Annotated in this window: 14 protein-coding genes; 6 read left to right on the forward strand and 8 right to left on the reverse strand. The window is 65.9% G+C overall.

The features are described 5' to 3' along the window. Positions 1–58: 58 nt before the first annotated feature. Positions 59–1,168 carry a 2,3-diaminopropionate biosynthesis protein SbnB gene (gene sbnB, locus ABZ420_RS25055; RefSeq protein WP_357127184.1) on the reverse strand — a complete coding sequence of 370 codons (1,110 nt, stop codon included), beginning with the start codon at positions 1,166–1,168 and terminating at the stop codon, positions 59–61. Further along, on the reverse strand, positions 1,099–2,085 hold the full coding sequence (gene sbnA / locus ABZ420_RS25060) for a 2,3-diaminopropionate biosynthesis protein SbnA (protein ID WP_357127187.1): 987 nt from the start codon (positions 2,083–2,085) through the stop codon (positions 1,099–1,101). Before sbnA ends, sbnB begins: the two co-directional genes overlap by 70 nt. A 281-nt stretch (positions 2,086–2,366) precedes the next feature. Here sbnA and ABZ420_RS25065 point away from each other — a divergent pair, with 281 nt between their 5' ends. Next, positions 2,367–4,085: an ABC transporter ATP-binding protein gene (locus ABZ420_RS25065; RefSeq protein ID WP_357127190.1), complete on the forward strand. Its 1,719-nt coding sequence runs from the start codon at positions 2,367–2,369 to the stop codon at positions 4,083–4,085. Beyond that, entirely contained in the window at positions 4,082–5,764 is a 1,683-nt protein-coding gene (locus ABZ420_RS25070) for an ABC transporter ATP-binding protein (RefSeq protein ID WP_357127193.1), read from the forward strand. Before ABZ420_RS25065 ends, ABZ420_RS25070 begins: the two co-directional genes overlap by 4 nt. A 478-nt stretch (positions 5,765–6,242) precedes the next feature. On the opposite strand, the gene ABZ420_RS25075 is transcribed toward ABZ420_RS25070, so the two are convergent. Next, positions 6,243–6,413: a hypothetical protein gene (locus ABZ420_RS25075; protein WP_357127196.1), complete on the reverse strand. Its 171-nt coding sequence runs from the start codon at positions 6,411–6,413 to the stop codon at positions 6,243–6,245. Positions 6,414–6,530: 117 nt separating this feature from the next. Between ABZ420_RS25075 and ABZ420_RS25080 the strand changes: the two genes are divergently transcribed. From ABZ420_RS25080 to ABZ420_RS25090, 3 genes are all read left to right on the forward strand, one after another. Continuing rightward, a complete protein-coding gene (locus ABZ420_RS25080) occupies positions 6,531–6,827 on the forward strand; it encodes a hypothetical protein (RefSeq protein WP_357127199.1) in 297 nt (98 codons plus the stop codon). 344 nt (positions 6,828–7,171) lie between these two features. After that, positions 7,172–8,257 (forward strand): acyl-CoA desaturase, encoded by a 1,086-nt coding sequence (locus tag ABZ420_RS25085; protein WP_357127202.1) that lies wholly within the window; start codon positions 7,172–7,174, stop codon positions 8,255–8,257. A 242-nt stretch (positions 8,258–8,499) separates the two neighbouring features. Beyond that, a complete protein-coding gene (locus ABZ420_RS25090) occupies positions 8,500–9,687 on the forward strand; it encodes an FAD-dependent oxidoreductase (RefSeq protein ID WP_357127205.1) in 1,188 nt (395 codons plus the stop codon). A gap of 90 nt (positions 9,688–9,777) precedes the next feature. On the opposite strand, the gene ABZ420_RS25095 is transcribed toward ABZ420_RS25090, so the two are convergent. Beyond that, positions 9,778–11,001: an FAD-dependent monooxygenase gene (locus tag ABZ420_RS25095; protein WP_357127208.1), complete on the reverse strand. Its 1,224-nt coding sequence runs from the start codon at positions 10,999–11,001 to the stop codon at positions 9,778–9,780. A gap of 364 nt (positions 11,002–11,365) precedes the next feature. Next, entirely contained in the window at positions 11,366–12,178 is an 813-nt protein-coding gene (locus ABZ420_RS25100; protein ID WP_357127211.1) for a helix-turn-helix domain-containing protein, read from the reverse strand. 102 nt (positions 12,179–12,280) lie between these two features. Between ABZ420_RS25100 and ABZ420_RS25105 the strand changes: the two genes are divergently transcribed. Next, on the forward strand, positions 12,281–13,213 hold the full coding sequence (locus tag ABZ420_RS25105) for an alpha/beta hydrolase (RefSeq protein WP_357127214.1): 933 nt from the start codon (positions 12,281–12,283) through the stop codon (positions 13,211–13,213). A gap of 183 nt (positions 13,214–13,396) precedes the next feature. Here ABZ420_RS25105 and ABZ420_RS25110 read toward each other — a convergent pair whose 3' ends face one another. From ABZ420_RS25110 to ABZ420_RS25120, 3 genes are all read right to left on the reverse strand, one after another. Continuing rightward, positions 13,397–14,311 carry a serine hydrolase gene (locus ABZ420_RS25110; protein WP_357127217.1) on the reverse strand — a complete coding sequence of 305 codons (915 nt, stop codon included), beginning with the start codon at positions 14,309–14,311 and terminating at the stop codon, positions 13,397–13,399. A 100-nt stretch (positions 14,312–14,411) separates the two neighbouring features. Then, positions 14,412–14,687 carry a hypothetical protein gene (locus tag ABZ420_RS25115; RefSeq protein WP_357127220.1) on the reverse strand — a complete coding sequence of 92 codons (276 nt, stop codon included), beginning with the start codon at positions 14,685–14,687 and terminating at the stop codon, positions 14,412–14,414. Then, positions 14,668–19,467 carry an FHA domain-containing protein gene (locus ABZ420_RS25120; RefSeq protein WP_357127223.1) on the reverse strand — a complete coding sequence of 1,600 codons (4,800 nt, stop codon included), beginning with the start codon at positions 19,465–19,467 and terminating at the stop codon, positions 14,668–14,670. Before ABZ420_RS25120 ends, ABZ420_RS25115 begins: the two co-directional genes overlap by 20 nt. Positions 19,468–19,675: the final 208 nt, after the last annotated feature.

Consider the following 19,675-nt stretch of genomic DNA (forward strand, 5'->3'; position numbering starts at 1 on the left):
CACCGTGCCCGGGATCGGTGGCAGGGTGGTGATCCACCAGGAAGTCATGATCGCCCGCTCACCATCGGCCGGCTGCGGCGAAGAATTCGGGGACGCGAATCGATCGCCCGGCCGAGCGGGCACGCTCGTACACGAATGATCCGACAGCGATATCGAGCACACCCATGCCGAAGGGCGAGAAGATCAGCGGCTTGCCTGCCGGGACAGCGATCGCGCCGACCAGTACATCAGCCAGCGTCCCGGTGACGAAATCTCTGGAGCCGCAGAGCTGTTCGGCCAAATGCGGCGAGGTGTTCGCTTTCAAGCAATGATCGATATCGTCGAGGATATTCGCCGACGCGAGAACCACCTCGGGCGCGATGTCGCGCAACGAGATGTTCAGCACGAGTTGCCCGGGCCGGAACGGGGTGCTGACATACGGTGTGGCCGCGGTGGTGGCGAAGACTACCGTGTCGGCGGCTAGCGCACTGTCGAGGTCGGTGGTCGCAGCCCGCTCGGACAGCCGTTCGGTCAGGTGCTGGACCAGCGCCTGACCCGACTGCGGGTTCAAATCGTGAACCAGGAACTTCTGTGGGCGGCAGCCGGCCGCGACCAGATGGTCGCAGATGGTGCGTGCGATGACGCCGGCGCCGATCACTGCGATGGTGGAGTCCCGATAGCCCTCGGGGCGTAGCGTTTTCGCTGCCAGTGCCGCCGAGGCCGCGGTTCGCGCGGCACTGATTCCGGCTGCCTCCAGGCACGCGGCTGGGTACCCTGTCTCGTAGTCGTTGAGCACTAGAACTGCAGAGGCCCGCGGGACATCGTTGTCGATGTTCTCCGGGAAGCTCGATATCCACTTGATTCCAGCAGCGCGGATGTCGCCGCCGATGAACGCCGGTAACGCGATAATCCTTGCCGACTTCTTCTCCGGGAATTTCAAAAAAAGACTGTCAGGATTCACTGTCAGTCCATCACGATGTTGCACATATGTCTTGCGGACTATTTCGAGAACCGTTCCTAAATTATCGCGAAGCAATTCGCTCACGACAGAACTGGTGACAAGTTCGAAATCAAAAATGATGCAATCCTTCTGTCTGATACAAAGATCGCCCGGGATCGTCAGGGGATCGTCACGAAACGAGTCGAGAGCGGCTCCAGCGCCGCGGGACAGAAGTTCTCGAGCACCCATGCGTCGTTGTAGATGGTATCCAGATAGCGGTCACCGAAGTCGGGGGCGATTGCCACCGCTAGCAGTTCGCCAGCCGGATCGTTGTCTTCGAGCCATTGTTGTGCACCGTGAACGACCGTTCCGGTGGATCCACCGAACAGCAGTCCGCGCGACGCCAGCGTCCGGCACATCCGGACAGTGTCGGCTTCAGCGACCCGCACCACATCGTCGATGAGGTCGCGGTCCAGCAGGGGCGGCACGATCCCTGCCCCGAGTCCTGGGATGAGCCGCCGCTGCGGGGGGTGACCGAAGGCGACCGACCCGACCGGGTCCACAGCCACGACGCGCACCCGACGACCCGAGTCGGCGAAGTACCGCGCGCATCCCATTGCGGTGCCGCCCGTTCCGACACCGACGAACAGCACATCCAGGTCCGGCAGGCTTCGGTGGATACCGGCCGCGGTCCGGTGGTAGTGGGCTTGCCAGTTCGCCTGGTTGGAGTACTGGTCGAGCCAGATGTAACGATCGTCCTCGGCGAGCCGCGCACGGATCCAGTTCAGGCGCGCGAGCAGCAGACCCCCGATCGGATCGGGTTCATCGAGTACGACCACCTGCGCGCCCATCGCCCGCATAGCGTGGATCGACGACCTGTTGCAGCGGATGTCGGTTACGCAGACGAATCGCAGCCCCATGCTCGCCGCCGTAGCACTCAGAGCAATACCGAGGTTCCCCGACGAGGATTCTACGAGAATAGAGTCGTCATCGAATGTAGAATTTGCGACTGCGGCACCAATCATCGCCGCAGCGGAGCGCATCTTGATCGATCCACCGAGATTCAGCCCTTCGCATTTGAGCAGAATTCTGCGACCGACGGCCGAACTGGCGTCAACATACAAATCCGAGTCGAAATCCTCGTACGGACTCGACAGTACCCCCATAGAAAGCCCCCCCATTATTTGGCGTGCAGCACGAAAGTGACCCCGTCTGCAACTCCCCCGTTTGCATACTTTCACTCGAAACAGTAGAGACATGTTCACGGAGCGTCCACCGACCCGAGAGTGATGCTCGTCACTCCAAACATTGCGCTCGGAGATGACCGGGATGAGGTGTAGGGTTCGGCGCTGGGGACTCGTGATCGAGCGATCCGGGGCGGCGGCTATCTGATTCGCCGACGTGGGGTCGACTGCGGTCGTCGCAGGTAGTCATTGATTGGAGGGGGATGTTTTCGGTGTTCCGGCCGAATGTGAGCGGGTCGCGTCTGCTGGCGCGAGAGGTCTTCCCGCTGAAGTGGGCGGCCACTGCCACCCTAGCGATTCTGCTGATCAGTGTATCCGCCACTCTCGTTGGACCGCTGATCGTTCAGCAGTTCATCGACCGAGCTCGGGTCGGTGGCACTTCGACGGCGCTGATCGGGATCGCCCTCTGCTATCTGGCCATCGGCGCGGTAGGCGGTCTCGCCCGGGCGACCGCGAGCTACCTCGGCGTCCGATTCGCGTGGCGCGTAGCCGACCGGCTGCGCTCGAAACTACTGCGGCACTTCACCGTCGCCACGCCAGTGCTCGAGCTCGAACGCACTCCGACCGGTGAAGTGTTGGAAAAAGTAGAGGGCGCCGCCGATGTGGTCGCGCGGTCGATCTCGGATGCGGGCCTGCGCCTGGTCGGCAACATCGCAATCACCGTCGGCGTCCTGGGCATCTTGTTCGTCCAGATCCCCGGCGCAGGTGCGGGAATCGGGTTGCTCGTGGTGATTACCTGCCTAGTGCTGACGAAGCTCGGGCGCGTCGCAGCGCGTCGCTGGGAGGTTGCGCGGGACCAGCAGACGGAACTGTTCGGCTTCATCGGCGACGTCCTCGGCGCCCGCACCGATCTGCGCGCACTCGGCCAGCAGGGCTGGGCCACCGATCGCACCAGCGCCGGACTGGATCAGCTGTATGGGAGCGAGGGCAAGGCATATATCGGCGGCCGGGCATTCTGGCCAGTGACACAGCTTTTCATCGCGGTGGCCTTCGGGCTCGGCTTTGGCTTCGGCCTGCATCAGCTCGGCCACGGCGGCATGACCGTGGGCATGCTTACAGTCATCTACCTCTACGTGGACCTGCTACAGAAGCCAATGGAGGAGATGTCGTCACAAGCCGGGCTGTTACAAGAGATGGTAGCGGTCCTGACGATTGCGGCCCGAACCCTCGACATCCCCGCGGCGCCCCCGCCCGCGTCGGGCACACCGCTACTGCCCCCTGGCCCATTGGACGTCCGATTCGACGGGGTCACGTTCGGATATGGCGATCGGCTTGCGCTCACCGACGTGTCGTTCGACGTAGCCGCAGGTACGAGCCTAGGCATCGTGGGCCGCACAGGCGCCGGAAAGAGCACGGTGGTCAACCTGCTGTGCGGGCTCGCCCGTCCGAACTCGGGGCAGGTCTACATTGGCGGGGTCCCGGTGACCGACATCCCCCCTGCCGAATTCGCGCAACGGGTAACCGTGATGAGCCAGCGCGCGCACGTCTTCGCGGCCACAGTGCTGGAAAACATCACACTCTTCGACGACACGATCGACCGGGAATCAGTCTGGCAGGTGTTGCGGCGCCTGCGCGCGGCGGACTGGGTTCGTCTACTGCCCGACGGTCTCGACACCGTAATCGGGGCCGGCGGCCGAACCCTCTCGGCCGGTGAGCTACAGCTGATCGCCGGCGCACGGGCGCTCATCCGTCCCTATAGCCTGCTGATCGTCGACGAGGGAACCTCACGGCTGGACGCCGATATCGAGCAGAGTTGGGCGGATCTCATCGACGAAATCCGCCGTGACCGCACCGTCGTGCTGGTCGAGCATCGCGAACGCGCTCTCGCCCGAATAGACAGGGTGCTGACGATGCACGACGGGCGAGTCCTGGTCGTGGACAGCGCCATTACGACCGGCGACATGAAGGAAGCCAACGCGTGACCGCACATACGGACTCGCTCGTCGCGGTGCTGCGCCGCGGAGCCGGGCGGATGAAGGCTTCCTATGCCGGTGCGATGACCGCGTGGATGGCGGTGTACTCGATTCCGCTCGCGGTCGGCGCTATGGTGTCGATCCTGTTGAACCGTGTTGACGGCGGAACCGTTGACACGACCGCTTGGTGGTTGCTCGCTACGGTCGTCGCGGCCATGGTCTCGCGCGCCGTCGTGCTCTACATCGGGCTGACCTCCACGTTCCGGCTGATCTTCCGGACCAGTGCGTGGCTGCGCGTCAGCGCCCTCGCGCACGTGCTGGGCACACCGGCCACCCCGGACACCATGGCCGATGGTGAGATCCTGAACCGATTGCGCGACGATTCCGATGAGATCGGCGGCCTGCTGGAGTGGACGACCGACCTCATCTACCGTTCGGTGCTTACCGTTATCGCGGTGGTCGCCCTGGCCGTGACCGACATCGTCATGACGCTGCCTCTCGTGCTTCTGCTCGGCGGGCTGCTCGTCTCAGTCGTGCTCAAACGGCGGGTGGCCGACTATCAAGTTCGGACCCGCGAGCAGCAGGGGATGATCGGGGCGGCGATCGCCGACACCCTCGACGGAGTCCGGGATCTGCGCCTGTCGGCAACGGTGGAGCAGCGGCTGACAGGGCTGGAGGAAGCGTTCCGCCGACGCCGTAGCGTGCAGCTGCGCCAGCAGGTCTACACCGACCTGCTCTCGGACCTGTTCCGAAATTTGGTCACCGTCGGCACCGCCATAGTCCTGATCACCATGAGCCTCCGAATCGGAGCGAACGGGCTCGAGATCGGCAAACTGGTGCTGTTCATCACATACTCGGGGTGGCTCGGCCAGCAGATGTACTTTTTCGGCAAGATCCTCGCCCGCTACGAGCGCGGGAAAGTGTCGCTGTCGCGTTTGGCCGATCTCGGGTTCGGCAGATCACAACCGCCCGACCCAGCCGAGCCGCTGCCCCGGTTGCAGCAGCTGTGCTGGACGAGCGCCCCGGATCCGTCACGGCCTACCACCGAATTCACCGTGAAACCGGGCGAGCTGGTCGTAGTCACCGGTGAGACTGGGGCAGGCAAGAGCACGCTCGTCCGCGAGATCGCGGCGTTGCAAGCGGTGAGACTCGGTTCGGTGCACTGGAACGGCATCGACGTCACTGGCGACCACGTGCGCCTGGTTCCGCCGCGGATCGCCTACGCCGGGCAGGCGCCGAAGTTCGTACGCGGCACGATCGCCGACAACCTCGCCCTCGGGTCGCTTGGTATCGATCCCGACCGGATCGAACGAATGCTCGCAACGGTACACATGCCGGCCGGTTCCGCCGAACTCGCCGACGGCCTCGGCACCCACCTCGATTCAGGTAGCGCAAGCCAGCTGTCAGGTGGGCAGCGGCAGCGGCTGACCCTGGCGAGAATGCTGCTGCGATCGGCGGACCTTTACATCGTCGACGACTGCGATTCCTCTATAGACGCGCACACTGTCAGGGAGCTGTGGACGAATATGCCAGACCGCCGACGTGCCGCGTGGATAGTGGTGTCGCACAACCGGGACGTGATCGCCGAAGCAGACCGGGTGCTCGAGGTGAGCCGCGGGTTCCGGATCACCGAGGTCACCCGGTCGGAACGCTACCCGATCGGCGGCGGAGCTGGTAGGGCGCCGTAGTCACCCATGGGATGCGATGATAGAGCCTTCGAACGGCTTCGGCGCCAGACTCGAACATCAGCGTGGAGGCAGCCCGCCACGAGACGGTCGGTTATGTCACTATCTGCGATAGTTGCCGCATCCGGAACCGACGAACGCTCGCCTGCGGGACGCGTTCGATGTGCCCCGCCGATGGCATAAACCTACGCATCATCTACGCAGTTCAGGGCCATTTTAACAAGCGGCGAAAACCGGGGTACGCAAGAAATCCCAGGTCACGAGTCGCAGGTCCGCGCCCTTGGGTGCTAGCTGTGAGCCGACTAACGTCCCACTCGATCGGCGCGACCTACGTCCAATGCCCGCACCGGAATTGGTCGAGCGGGTCTTCACTGCGGATCGATCGAACCGGCTGTGAATAAAGCCGCTCCCGGAGGTATAAGTCCGAATCGCACCGCCGCCGCGCACGACTCCGCCGTCCGCTCGATCGGATCACGAGAATTTACACGGCGACCACGTTGAGCTCGGACAGCACGCCTTGGGGGTCCTTGAGGTAGCGGTATCCCTCCACTGGAGGATTGAACTGGCCGAGCACGTTCGCCACGGCATCTCGTTCCGCTTCAGTGACCGGGATCCGGCGCTTGACTTTCCCATGAGCAAGGACATCCGACATACCGGTTCATCGTGGCGGGGCCTGGCGCAACGGTTCCGGCAGCGAACACCAACAAACCGACAACACTCCGCCCCTGACAATTGCGATTGACTCCCCAGGAGATAAGTAGGGATCACGGTGGCTCATGACATCGTCGTACAGGACATCAATCATGCCGAGATGCACCGCTTCGGTGACGATGCGGACGAAACGCTGTTCGGGCTGTGCGCCGCACAGCCCGACACCAGTTTGGTACGAGGTATCTACCGGTACGGCGACACCATGTTCAACCGGTACCAGCTCGGCTTGATCCTGGATCAGATCGAGGGGATCGAGGTACGGACCGATGCCGAGCGGCAGGCGGTCGACCTGCTGAGGCGGGTGGCGTCGACCGCGCTTCGCGCCAATGGATATCTGCTGTTCGTCGGCGACTGACCGGGTAGGACTGGTCAGATAGCGGGCGAGCATGCAGCGTGGGCGACGGATCGTATCGCGCCAGCAGCAGGGCGGTATACCCAAGAGCTCGATCAGCGGTATGAACGGGCGTCCGGTCCGGCGACCCGGAGGTGTCGGCCGATAACCGGCCAGCCGCCTCGTTCCGCGGTAGACCTCGAATATCACCCCCCAGTCCGATTCCATGTCATACCAGAGGGTTACGAGCAACGAGAATCCGGCCGATAGCTTCGGGGTATCGAAATCGGCGCCCAACTCCGACATCGACCGGCCGACATCGTCGACGGTCGGAGGTGGCGTCTCCGACTCAGCTCTCAGGAAGATCTATGACGACATCTGCCTTGGTCCCCGAGTCATCTCCACGGTCACCGCGGCGCGGCGCCGACGGTGACTACGCCCGTCTGTTGCGCCGGATTTCCGAGGCGGGGCTGATGAACCGGCGTCCTGTCTACTACGCCGTCCGGCTCAGCCTCGTCGGAGTCGCGTTCGCAGCAGGTTGGGCGGCGTTCGTCCTCATCGGCGATTCGTGGTGGACGCTGCTGGTCGCGGGGTTCATGGCCGTGACGTTCGCTCAAGTCGCCCTCGTCATGCACGATGTCGCGCACCGCCAAGTCTTCCGGCTACGGCAGCCGACGGAGCTGGTGGGACGACTCGTCGGCAACGCTGGCATCGGCCTGGGCTACGGCTGGTGGCAGGACAAGCACACCCGGCATCACGCCAACCCGAACCACGAGGAACTCGACCCCGATGTCGCACCCGACATTCTGGTCTGGTCACAACAGCAGGCACGGTCCAGCCGCGGTCTGGCTCGTCTGATCGGGAGGGCGCAGGCGTTCCTGTTCTTCCCCCTCCTGTTGCTGGAGGGCCTGAACCTCCATGTGGCAGGTGTACGTGCGCTCAGAAATCGATCGATAAAGCACCGCGGGTTGGAGTGCGCGCTGCTGTTCGGCCACTTCGCCGCCTACCTGGCCGCGCTGTTCGCGGTTCTGCCCGCCGACAAAGCCTTCGCGTTCCTCGCTGTCCACCAGGGCCTCTTCGGCCTGTACATGGGCTGCATCTTCGCCCCGAACCACAAGGGCATGCCGACCTTGACCGGCAACGACCGCCCCGACTACTTACGTCGCCAGGTGCTGACCTCCCGCAACGTGCGCGGTGGCGCGTTGACCGACCTCGCCCTCGGCGGGCTCAACTATCAGATCGAGCACCATCTGTTCCCGAGCATGCCGACGCCGAACCTGCGTCAGGCCCAGGTGATCGTGCGTGACTACTGCGCCGAAATCGGGGTGCCCTATCACGAAACCGGTCTGATCTCCTCTTACCGCGAAGCGCTGCGACATCTGCACCACGTCGGCGCTCCGCTGCGCACTCCCGATCGACACACGGATACCGGAGTGCCACAACGCAATCGTTGAACACAAGCCGGGCGTCACGACGTACCGGGACTGTCGGCGGCTTCGGTGTTGGGCGCCCGCTCATCGGCAGGTGCGGACGGGAACGGTCGCCATACTCAGTGGCGCGGGCAGCCGGCGTTCGCCAATCGCCAGTGGGCCACCTACGCACCGATTTGTGGTGACCCACATCACATCCTGTTTCTGTCAGCATTCGTGCGGCTGTCCGGTTCAAGTTCCGAACCCACCGAGACAGGAGCAACACCATGAAGCACCGCATCGTCGTCCTCGGAGCCGGGTACGCCGGAGCCACCGCCGCCGGCCGCCTGGCCAAGCGACTGCACCGCGACGACGTCGAGATCACCCTGGTCAACGCCGATCCCGACTTCGTCGAACGGGTGCGCCTGCACCAGCTCGCCGCCGGGCAGGACCTGCCGGTTCGTCCACTGCGCAAGATGTTCGCCGGCACCGGCGTCGAGGTGCGCATCGCACGGGTCGATTCGCTCGACGCGGACCGCAAGACCGTCGAACTGATCGGCGATCAGGGGGCCGAGACCCTCGCCTACGACACACTCGTCTACGCCCTGGGCAGCACCGTCGCCGACTTCGGCGTGCCTGGCGTTGTCGAGCACGCCCACCATGTGGCGAGCAAGCACGCCGCGCTGCGGCTGCGGGAACGCCTGAGCCAACTGCGGGCGGGCGAAACCGTGCTGGTCGTGGGTGGTGGCCTGACCAGTATCGAGGTCGCTACCGAGATCGCCGAGGCGCGCCCGGATCTGAACATCGCGATGGCCGCGCGCGGTGGCGTCGGCGACTGGCTCGACGAGAAGGCGCAGAGCCACCTGCGCGGCGCGTTCGAACGCTTCGGTATCACCGTCCATGAGCACGCCGACGTCGCCAGGGTCACCGAAGACGGCGTGGCCACCCGAGCGGGAGCGGAGATCCCTGCGCAAATGACCGTCTGGACAGCGGGGTTCGCCGTGCACCCGATCGCGGCCGCCAGCACGCTCACCGTTTCCGAGGCCGGGCGGATCGTCGTCGACGCTACCCAGCGCTCGGTCTCGCATCCGGATGTCTACGCCGTCGGCGATGCCGCGCACGCCGCGGGAGTGGGTGGCAGGACGTTGCGCATGGGCTGCGCCACCGCCTCCCCGATGGCCTGGCTGGGTGCCGACGCCATTGCCGCTCGGCTGACCGGACGTGAAGTTCCCGATGCCCCTATCGGCTACAACAGCCAGTGCATCAGCCTCGGCCGCCGCGATGCCATCGTGCAGAAGGTAACCAAGGAGGATCAGCCGACCTCCAAGGTCGACGTGGGTCGCAAGGCCGCCCGCGTGAAGGAGCTGATCTGCTCGATCGCGGCCTGGTGCGTGCAGCACCCGACCCTGCTGGCGCCGAGCCGACGTCGCCGGGTCGTCGCGACCGGCGCGGGGGCTCCGGTCGCGACGGTCTGAGCCCGTGCGGAATCGGCACAGGTCCGCCCCGGCCAGACCGGCTGGGGCGGACTGCGATACGGCAGACGATGGTGGGGTGGCCTGTGACGCCTACGGCTTGGCCGACGAGGTGATCGGCGGTTCGGCCGGGGCCCCGGAGTCCGCCACTCCCGCGTAGTCGGGCAGCTCGACGCCGTTGAGCGCGCGTTCGATCAGCTCGGTGAACCATTCGCCGGCGAAATCAGGGTCCGGCTCGGCCTCCGGCGCGGGAACGGCGAGACTACGCGCGTGCAACCGGCCGATCTCCTGGTTGGCTTCGACGAACGAGCGCATCCGCCGCTCGTAGCCGGCGAACCCGACCTCCGGGTCCCATCCGGCGGCGGCCAGCTCTCCGGCCAGCAGGTAGGCGCCGACCAGAGCCAGCCCGGTGCCCTGCCCGGACATCGGCGACGAGCTGAACGCCGCGTCCCCGAGCAGCCCGACCCGTCCGCTCGACCAGCGGTCCATCACCACCTGGGCGACCTGGTCGAGGTAGAAGTCCGGGGTGTCGTCCAGGTGCGCGAGGATGCGCGGGGTCAACCAACCCATCCCGGCCATCCGCTCGCGCAGCAGGCGTTTCTGGGCCGCGATGTCGCGGTAGTCGACGTCGAAGTCCCCCGCGGGGAAGGAGAACATGGCCATCGCCCGGGTGGCGTCCTGGATGGGCCGCAGACCGGCCGAGCGACCGGACTCCTGGTAGTCGATCAGCCAGCGGTCCAGCCCGAACTCGTTGGGCACGCTGTAGAAGGCCAGCACGAGACCGAGGTGGCGGACGAATCGCTCGCGCGGCCCGAAGACCATCGCTCGCAGCGCCGAGTGCAGCCCGTCCGCCCCGATTACCAGGTCGAAGCGCCGCCGGTCGCCGCCCGCGAAGGCCACGTCGACCCCGTCGGCATCCTGGGTGAGCTCGGCGATCCGGTCGCCGAAGATGTACTCGACACCGTCGCGGGTGTCGTCGTAGAGCACCCGGGACAGGTCGCCGCGCAGGATCTCGATCTCCGCGATGTACCCGTCACCGCCGTCGTCGGCTGCGCGGAACGTTTCCAGCACGTTCCCGTCCACGTCCACGGTGTGTGCGCCTGCGGTTTCGGTGCGGGCCGCGCGCACCGCCGCGTCCAGCCCCATCCGCCGGATGACCTCCTTGGTCACCCCGCGCGCGTCCACCGCCTGTCCACCGGGACGCAGCTCGGGGGCCCGCTCCACCACGGTCACCTCAGCCCCCCAGCGGCGCAGCCAGTGGGCCAGCGCGGGCCCCGCGATACTCGCCCCCGCCACCAACACCCTGATACCGCTCACTTCGCCCCCTGCTCACCCGTCCGGATCACGGCCCGGATCGTTTGCATCTGTGCAGGGTCGTCGACGCTCATATTGCCTCCATATGTTCTGCCCGCGCTGGAACGGTCCCCGCACAGGCCCACCGATGTCGGTATATCCATCGGTATCGACGACGGATCCCCACAAAATTCATCGGTGCAGCCGAGATGGTGTCCCTGCTCGTGCGAACTCCCTGAACTCGGCATCAACGGGCGTTTCGGCGTGTCCGAACCCGCAAGGCCGGTACGAGTTACTCCAGCATGCCGGACGATCCAAGCAAACCGGTCTAACCAGACCTCGCCGACCGCGGGGAGTGTCCGGCCGGTAGCTCGAATGTCGGACGGGCCTACATCCCTGTCGTCGACGGCCAGGCTCGGTCGTCAATGGTGAGCCAGGGTTCGGTGGCCGCGGAGGTGGGGGGTGCGCCGGTGAATTCGCGGATGTCGCGGTGGAGGTGGGATTGGTCGGCGTAGCCGGCGTCGGCTGCTACTCGGGAGGGAGGGTGTCCTTGGACGAGGCGGTGGACGGCATGGTCGAAGCGGACCAGTTTGGCGGCGCGTTTGGGGGTCAGGCCGATTCGAGTGCCGAACCGGGACCACAGTCGTTGGCGGCTCCAGCCCAGTTCGGCGGCGAGGCGCTCGACGCGGAGACGGCCACGGCTGAGCTTGATTTGTCGCCATGCCCAGGCGATCTCCGGGTCGACGCGGTGGTCGTGCCGGAACCGCGCGGACAGCGCGGTGTCGACCAAGGCGAATCGGTCGGGCCAGTTCGGTGTCTCGTGCAGGCGCTCGCGCAGCCATCCGGCCTCGCGCCCCCAGAGTTCGTCCAGACCGATGATGGTTCCACCCAGCTCGGTGGGCGGGAGGCCGAGGATAGCTTGCGCGACAACGGGTTCCAGGCGAATCTGGACGCATTCGACGGCATGGACGCGGACCGGAAGCGCGGTGCGGGCGAGGCCGAGGGTCAGGCTGCCCGAATGGCTGCGGCCCGTCGAGTCGCGGACGTCGAAGCCGCACTCGCCGAACTCGACGATCACCGTGACCGCCGGATGCGGAATGACACGCACCTGCTCCGGGCCGTCGCCGTGCACATGGAATCCGGCCATGTCGACGCCGCGCAGGGCGGGTGGCCGCGCCGGCCGCGCGATATCCCAAGGCACACGTCGATTGTATGAGCGGCCACGGACGCTGACATTTCTTCAATACGCGCCCCGCTGTCGTGCCCGAAGGTGGTGACGTCCCAACCAATCGAAGGAGGAACCGTGGACGAAACCACCACCGCCGCAAAACGGAATCGGTGGCAGCACATCGGGCTGCTGATCGTCACCGCCCTGGTCGCCGCGCTCACCGGCAACACGACCGGGGCGGCGAACGCCGAGACCGACGATTCGCACGAGCGCATGGTGCACCTGCCGGGCGGAGACATCCACGTCGTCGCCGACGGAACACCCGGTGCTCGCGCATTGGTGCTGCTGCACGGTCTGGGCGCCTCGACCGCCTACTGGGATCCGGTGTTGCCCGCCCTGCGGGACCAGTACGTCGTGCGCATCGATCTACTCGGCCACGGCAAGTCCGATAAACCCGACAGCGGCTACAGCACGTCCGAACAGGCGAGCCGAGTCGGGGCCGTGCTCGACCGGCTGGGCGTGCGCCAGGCGATCGTCGTCGGGCATTCTTCCGGGGGCTACGTGGCCACCTCGCTGGCCGAACAGCGCCACGACCTGGTGTCGGCGATCATGCTGATCGACTCCGGACCCCGCCTGGACGCCGTCACCGGCAGCGGTCCGGTCGGCAACCTCCTGTTCGTTCCGGCGATCGGGCAGCCGCTGTGGCCGCTGCTCCCGGACGTCGTCCTCCGGCAAGCCATGAGCTCCGCGTTCACCCGGGACGTGCAGATCCCCGACCGGTTCGTCGCCGACCTGCGTGGCATGACCTACCGCAGTCTCACAGCGACCTCGACCGCGTCGGATGACTACCTGCGGGAACGCACCGAAACTGACCGGCTCATCGACCTCGGCGTGCCGGCCATGGTGCTCTACGGCTCTCAGGACAAACGCTGGCAGCCGGACTCTTTCGAGGACTACCGCCGCGTCCCCGGCATTCGGATCGAGAGCCTCGACTGTGGCCACACACCCATGGTCGAAGAGCCCGGAAGCACCGGCGCACTCATCCGTGACTTCGCCGGTCAGCACTGAATTCGGAAGCCGATGGCGGCCCCGGGCAGGCCCGCCCGCCGACGGACACCACGTCCGCACCTGTCCCATGTGTGTCTGCATACGCTGGCTGTACGAGCCCGCGACGAGCGACTGCCACAGTCTTCCTGTGGTCGGAGATCATCGGGTGCACAACGATATTTGCGGGAAACCGCGCACTCGACGCTATCCGATCGGCAGCGCGCTCAGTAGCGGGCCGTAGGCCCAGTTCAACATGCGCGCCGCGTCGTCCTTCGCGGCGACGTCGCTGTCTGGTGAGCTGTGCAGGACCACACCGATCAGCGGTATCCCTGCCCTGACCGTCTCGAACAGCAGGCAGGTTCCCGCAGCATCGGTCCATCCGGTCTTGATGCCGATAGTGCCGGGATAGTCGCGCAGCAGCCGGTTCGTGGTCTGCCACGAGTGAGCGCGGTTGCCCGGCCCGGCGGGCACGTGATAGCTCTGCGCCCCGGCGATCTCACGGAACACCGGCAGGCTCATCGCGCGCAGACCGAGGGTCACCAGGTCTGCCGGTGTGGAGTAGGTGGAGTGGTCGGTGGGGGCGGGCAGCCCGCTTGGATCGGTGAAATATGTTCCTGCCAGGCCCATGTGACGCGCAGTGTGGTTCATTTCGGCGATGAAGCCGTCTTGACCGGGACCGTAGGCCTCGGCAAGGGCATAGGCGGCGTCACAGCCGGAGGGCAACATCATCGCGTAGAGGAGCTGTCGCGCGGTGAGCACCTCGCCGGGGACCAGGCCTGCGTCGCTTGCGTCGTACTCGGTGCAGTAGGCGATGACTTCTCGCGGCACGGTGATGGCCCGGTCGAGGTCGCCTGCGTTGATCACGATCAGTGCCGTCATCACCTTCGTGATGCTGGCTATCGGAACCGAGGTGTTCGGCTGTCGCGACCACAGCACCGTGCCGGTGATTCCGTCCGCCAGCGCTGCTCCCGACGCCTGCACCGCGTCCAGCTCGGACGTCGGCCACGGCAACTGGATATGGGCGTGGCTCACAGCGGGGGCGGCCACGATGCCTTGGCCGACTACCACGACCAGCACCCCGGCAACGACAGCCTGCAACAATCTGGCAAATGTCCGCATTGCCACATTCTGCCGCTCGAAACCCGCAACCAGCCGGATTTCACAGACCGATTCACACATCTCGAGCTTCAGCAAACAAATGGCTGATCTCGAGGCACAGCTACTCGCTGCCGAGGTCCATCCCGTCCAATCCCGCTTCCCGCAGGATGCGGGCCAAGGTGTCCTCGTCTACCGGACGCTCCGGGGGCTCCGACTGCGAGACCGGGTTTTCTCTCGCAACCGGGAGCATCTCGTCGTATCCGGGGTCGCCGGGATAAAACTCCTCGAAGCCGCTGTAGAAGACGCCTTCCTCGGTCCGGCCGCGCAAGCGGACGAGGATCGTCTCGCCGTCCTCGGCGAGCATGGGCGGGCTGGTGTCATCCGAATACGCTGTCAAAATAATCCTTCAGCCGGTTCGCGAGTTGCCGGTCACCGAGAGCGAAATCGCGAAGCTGCCGTGGACCGTGCAGCCACGCCGAAAATGCCTCGCCGAACGCTTCGCTGGGTGAATCGTAATAACTGTTCCACTGTTTGCTCTTGCCGATGGACTGGAGCATCGCCGAGTGCAGGTCGCGCCACCCCTGCGAATCGCTGAGCCATTTCCCACCGGTGCCGTACGCCGCGTCTACGGCATGCCCGAATTCGTGCAGAACCACGTTGAGGCTACCGCCTCGCCCGCCGGAGTTGATCACGATACGTCGCGGCCCGCCCAGGTATACGCCTCCCACGGTGTTCCAGCTCGTCCCAGGTTTGCGGCCGTACGGGGTACTGCCTACCAGGCTCTCCGTACCGGGTAATTCGAGCATCGGGCGGTTTCCGATGACGATCCCGCCCCCGGGAACCGCGTTCATGTGCTCGCTGACCCGCGCGTAGATATGGCTGGGCATGCGAGCGATGTCCTGGACCATCCGCAACGTCTCGGGTGTCCGATCGATGATGTTCACGAACGCGCCGCCGTCGGGAGGCGGGTAGGCGACGATGAACTCGAACGCGTCCGCCAGCCGCACGCTGTCGCCCGGATGCAGCATGACCTTCGTTCCCGGCTGGACCGCTTTCCCATTGACGTAGGTGCCGTTCATCGATCCTTCGTCACGGATCCAGACCCGGCCGGATGGGTAGACGCCGAGACTGGCGTGCCGACGGGATATCGCGTTGGTGCTGGACAGACTGTCGGGCAGTTCCGCGCTGTCCCGCCCGAGCAGCAGCGGCTCGCCACCACGTGCCAAGTCGAGGGACACGTCGCCGTGTACGTTGTTCAGCTTCACCGGCAATGCGCGCGGAGCGCTTTCCCGGAGGCCGTCCTCGAATCGCGCCGCCCCCACCCAATCGCCGAGGCGAATCTGGTCACCTGGGCGCAGGCGCACCGGCACGTCAGGATCGACCTTGCGGTTGTCGACCCAGGTCCCTCTGGTCGAGTTCTCGTCGCGCAAATAGACGTCGCCGTACTCGTCGCGGTAGATGGTGGCGTGGCGGCGCGACACCGTCGTGTTCTCCGCCAGATGATCCGCCATCGGCGAGTCCTGCCCACGGCCGATCACCAGCTCCTCGCCGCGCCGAAGGGTGAGCGGGGGCAGGCTCTCGTCGTCGGACAATCTCAACCGCAGCGGCGCTTCTTCGCCCACCTGGAGTCTGCTGGACACATCGCCGAAGGCCACCTTGTCTCCGGCGTTCAGGTACCGCTTCTCCCCCGCCGGGATGGTCTCGTCGTTGACCTTGGTTCCGATCCAGCTGTCTCCGTCCGGGTCGCGCACCCAGACACGGCCGTCGAGATCGCGCCCGACGACGACTTCCCTGCCCGGCCTTCCGATCACCATCGCATGACCGTTGAGCGCACTGGTGTCGACGGACACCTCCTGGCCCGGTGCGAGGCGTATCGGAAGCTTGCGCTTGAAGGGGTCGAAATGCAGTTCGGCAGGTGGATGCTGAGTCGGCGCCTCGCCGCCGATGCGGGCGGTGCCGACGTAATCCGGACCGATCCCCAGGTTGTCGCCTTCGGTGAGGGTCACTCTTTGGTTCGGAGCGATCCTGTCCCCGTTGACCCATACCCCTTCGGAACCCGGGTGGTCCCGGATCCACAGTCGGCCGTCGTGGTCCAAGCCGAGGGTCGCGTGTCGTTCGCCGACATTGGGGACCCCGCGCAATTGAGACGCGAACGGCGAGTTCTCGTCGGTACCGATCACGACCGTTTCTCCCGGCGCGAGCCGCACCGGTGTCGCGTCCGCGCCGCTCCCGATTCGCACGCGGACCGGATCGACCTCGGTCGTCGCATCCGTCGGGACGAATTGCGCCGTACTGTCATACCAGCCGAGGCGCAGGTCGTCCCCGGGCTCCAGTATCCGGCGCTCGCCCGTGCCGAGCCGATCGCCGTTGACTCTGGTGCCGTTGCTGGAATCAGCGTCCCGGATCCATACCCGGCCGTTCTCATCCATGCCGACGATCGCGTGGCGTCGCGAGATACTGTCGCGCCCGGGCGCTTCGGGGTGCACCATCGCACGACCGATCTCGATCTCCTGGCCGCGGTGGAGCTTCAGAACCGGTCCGTCGTTGCCGAACAGCCGCACTTCGGCCATCTGACGCTCGAACGTGACGCCGAGTTCAAGATCGCGACTGAACATGACGTCTTGTCCGTCGTAGATCCGCACCCAGCGACCGTCGGTCAGCTGTTTGCCGTCGACGAAGGTGCCGTTCATAGAGTTGTCGTCTCGAAGCAGGACATGGCCTTGCTCGTCCACCGTTATCGTCGCGTGGCGGCGCGAAACTCGGTCGCCGGCCATGTGTTCCAGCAGCGCGCCGTCACCACGACCGAGCACGTACTCCTGGCCTGGAATCAGGCGAAGCTGAAGGCGCGCGTTGTCGGGGCCGGTCAGCACCATGTCGACGTAGCCACCATCGGGATGGCGGTAGAGCTGAGTGAATCCGGCGGGAGGGGCATCCGCTGCGAGCCTGTATCGGTCCTGGCTCGCCGGTTGGTCGTGTAGCTCGACCCGCGGCTGTGGCCGTGTCGGCGGGCCGTCATACGTCGGCTCGGCGGTCCGCGCGCGGGGCGTCGGCTCTTCATGCGCTGCCGGAGCCTCATCCGCTGCCGACTGCCGCCCGGCCGGGTTCGCCTCATCGACCTGAGGACGCGGCCTCGACTCGTCCGGAACCCGCGAATCGTCCCGCACCGGCGGCCGAGCATCCGAGGCCACCTCGTCGACCGGGACCCGCGGCGTCACCTCCTCCTGCCGCACGAGCGGGCCATCGGCATTCCGTGGCAGCGGCGGCGGCTGGTCACCGCGGCCGCGCGGCGCGACAGCCGAGCCGCTGACCTCGTTGCCGCGCGGTGTGGGTGGCCTGCTGTTGCGCCCATACGCGTCGGTCCCGGGCGGCCGGTCTTGTCGTGGTGTGGTGGACACCGCCCGGCCTTCACCAGGGACGATTCCCGGCGCCGAGCCCGGGGACTGCGGTGACACGGGCGGCAGGACCCCACGCCCGGCGTCACCACCACCCGCGGCATGATCCTCCAACGCGGTCATCCGCTGGAGCATGCCGTCGTACCAGTCCCGACGGCCCGCGGCGTGGAAGACCGGACTCAGCTCTTCGACCCGCTGCCGGATCTCGTGCAGCTCCGGTCGAGTGAGAGCGTGGTCGTTCCACAAGATTTCGAAGTTGTCTCCGTAGCGCAAGAAGTTCTCGGCGAAGGGCCCGACGACGTACTGCGCGTCGGTGAAGTTCTCGAATGCGCGGCTGTGGTCGATTCCCCACACGTTCCCGGCCGGATCGACCATCCAGTTGTCGCCATTCCGATCGGGTATGCGTATCAGCACGTCCATGACGCCCTGGCGCATTCCCGCAGGACCGCTGAGAACCTCCTGCGGGAACGCGCTTCGCGGATACGTCTCCGCTGCCACCGTGCCGGGCACGACCTCCATGTAGACGTGGTCGCCGATGACATGCACCGCGGGCACCCGTGCGCCCACCGCGTCGCCGACCAGCGAGCTCAGGAATTCCGCGTGTGCGTGTTGCGGATCGGAGACCACCTTGTGGATAACCTCGGTGCCGTCGTGGAAGACGAGCCGCTCCACCACTTTCGCCGACTTGCCCTCGGTGCTGAAGCGCTCGATCGCCTCCACCCGCGGTGGTTCACCCGAACTCAACAGCTCATTGATGCGCGACGAGAATTCCCAGTGGCGAAGACCGAGTCGCGGTGCCTCGCTTTCGGAACGCACCGCGTTGCGGCCTGCGGTGTGGACTCGGATCGCACTACCCGCCGCGCCGACGAACCCGCTGCCGAAGCCGGTGATCGCGGATTCGCGAACCATCTTGAACAGATCACCGAGGCTGTGGATCTCGTCCAGGTGGATCAACACCGAGGGCACCGCACCGGCCAGACCACCCGCGAGGCCGCCCGCGCCGCCGAGCAACATCGTGCCGCCCAAGTGCGCGGCGAGCCGGCCGGAGGGACTGACTGCTCCGCCGCGCGTCCAGCCCAGCACACGCGGAGCGAGCCTACGGCCGACCTCCGCACCCGCAACGCCGCCGACCACACCACCCAGGAGCATTTCCAAGAAGGCGCCCACGTCGAACTTGTCGCGCACGCCGGCCTCGAGGTCCCACAGCTGTGCGCCACCACTGATCGCGGCACTGGTCAGAAGGCCGATCTTCGCCGCGTGGACAGCGGTGTGCAGCGCGGCTCGTTCCGCCGCGCCCGCGACCGCCCGCTCGCCCACCTCCGCGGCCAGTCGCGCAGCCGCGGCGGCCATCGCCTGCTCGGCCTCGATCCGATCGATCAGCGCCTTCGCGCCACCACCTTGGAAGAACAGCAGTGCGTCATAGGCCAATTGAGCCGCCAGCGCGATCCCCATCGCGATCAACAGATGTTGCGTCTGAACAGCCGAATCGGCGACGTCGTGGCACTGCTTGCCCAGGCTCTGACACACCGCCGCCTGATCACGCATGGATTTCACGACCACACCGTGGCGTTCGGTCAGCGCCGTCGACGTGGCGCCCTCAACGGCCTGCTCGGTGCCCGCCGCCTCAATCTCGTATCGGTCGGCCGAGTTGTTCAATTCACCGGACGCCACCAGGTACGCGTCGCCATTACGACGCATTCCGTCGACGTCGGTCTCCGGCCAGTGGCCGAGGACCAATTCCCTTACAGCCGAAGGCACCTCGGCCAGCAAACCGCTCGATTCCATCGCAGCTTGCCTCCCGGCACCCTCACAGTCGCTGCGAGACTATCTAGACATAACGGACCGCGCGAACTATTCCCAATTGTGGCGATAAGCCCGACCAGGAGAGATACCAGTCGACAGGGAGCGCGACACGGTCACGAACTGTTGAGAATGCAACTACCGCATGAGACAGCAATTCGAACCTTTATCTCCGAACCCCGCATTCCGCCAG

Source organism: Nocardia sp. NPDC005745, assembly GCF_040630775.1.
Taxonomy (GTDB): domain Bacteria; phylum Actinomycetota; class Actinomycetes; order Mycobacteriales; family Mycobacteriaceae; genus Nocardia.

Bases quoted from the DNA above. Each gene is read 5' to 3' on its own strand.
- ABZ420_RS25090 (WP_357127205.1), top strand. From the start codon at position 8,500: ATGAAGCACCGCATCGTCGTCCTCGGAGCCGGGTACGCCGGAGCCACC.
- sbnA (WP_357127187.1), bottom strand. From the start codon at position 2,085: ATGGGGGTACTGTCGAGTCCGTACGAGGATTTCGACTCGGATTTGTAT.
- ABZ420_RS25120 (WP_357127223.1), bottom strand. From the start codon at position 19,467: ATGGAATCGAGCGGTTTGCTGGCCGAGGTGCCTTCGGCTGTAAGGGAA.
- ABZ420_RS25065 (WP_357127190.1), top strand. From the start codon at position 2,367: ATGTTTTCGGTGTTCCGGCCGAATGTGAGCGGGTCGCGTCTGCTGGCG.
- ABZ420_RS25085 (WP_357127202.1), top strand. From the start codon at position 7,172: ATGACGACATCTGCCTTGGTCCCCGAGTCATCTCCACGGTCACCGCGG.
- ABZ420_RS25075 (WP_357127196.1), bottom strand. From the start codon at position 6,413: ATGTCGGATGTCCTTGCTCATGGGAAAGTCAAGCGCCGGATCCCGGTC.
- sbnB (WP_357127184.1), bottom strand. From the start codon at position 1,168: ATGGGTGCTCGAGAACTTCTGTCCCGCGGCGCTGGAGCCGCTCTCGAC.
- ABZ420_RS25110 (WP_357127217.1), bottom strand. From the start codon at position 14,311: ATGCGGACATTTGCCAGATTGTTGCAGGCTGTCGTTGCCGGGGTGCTG.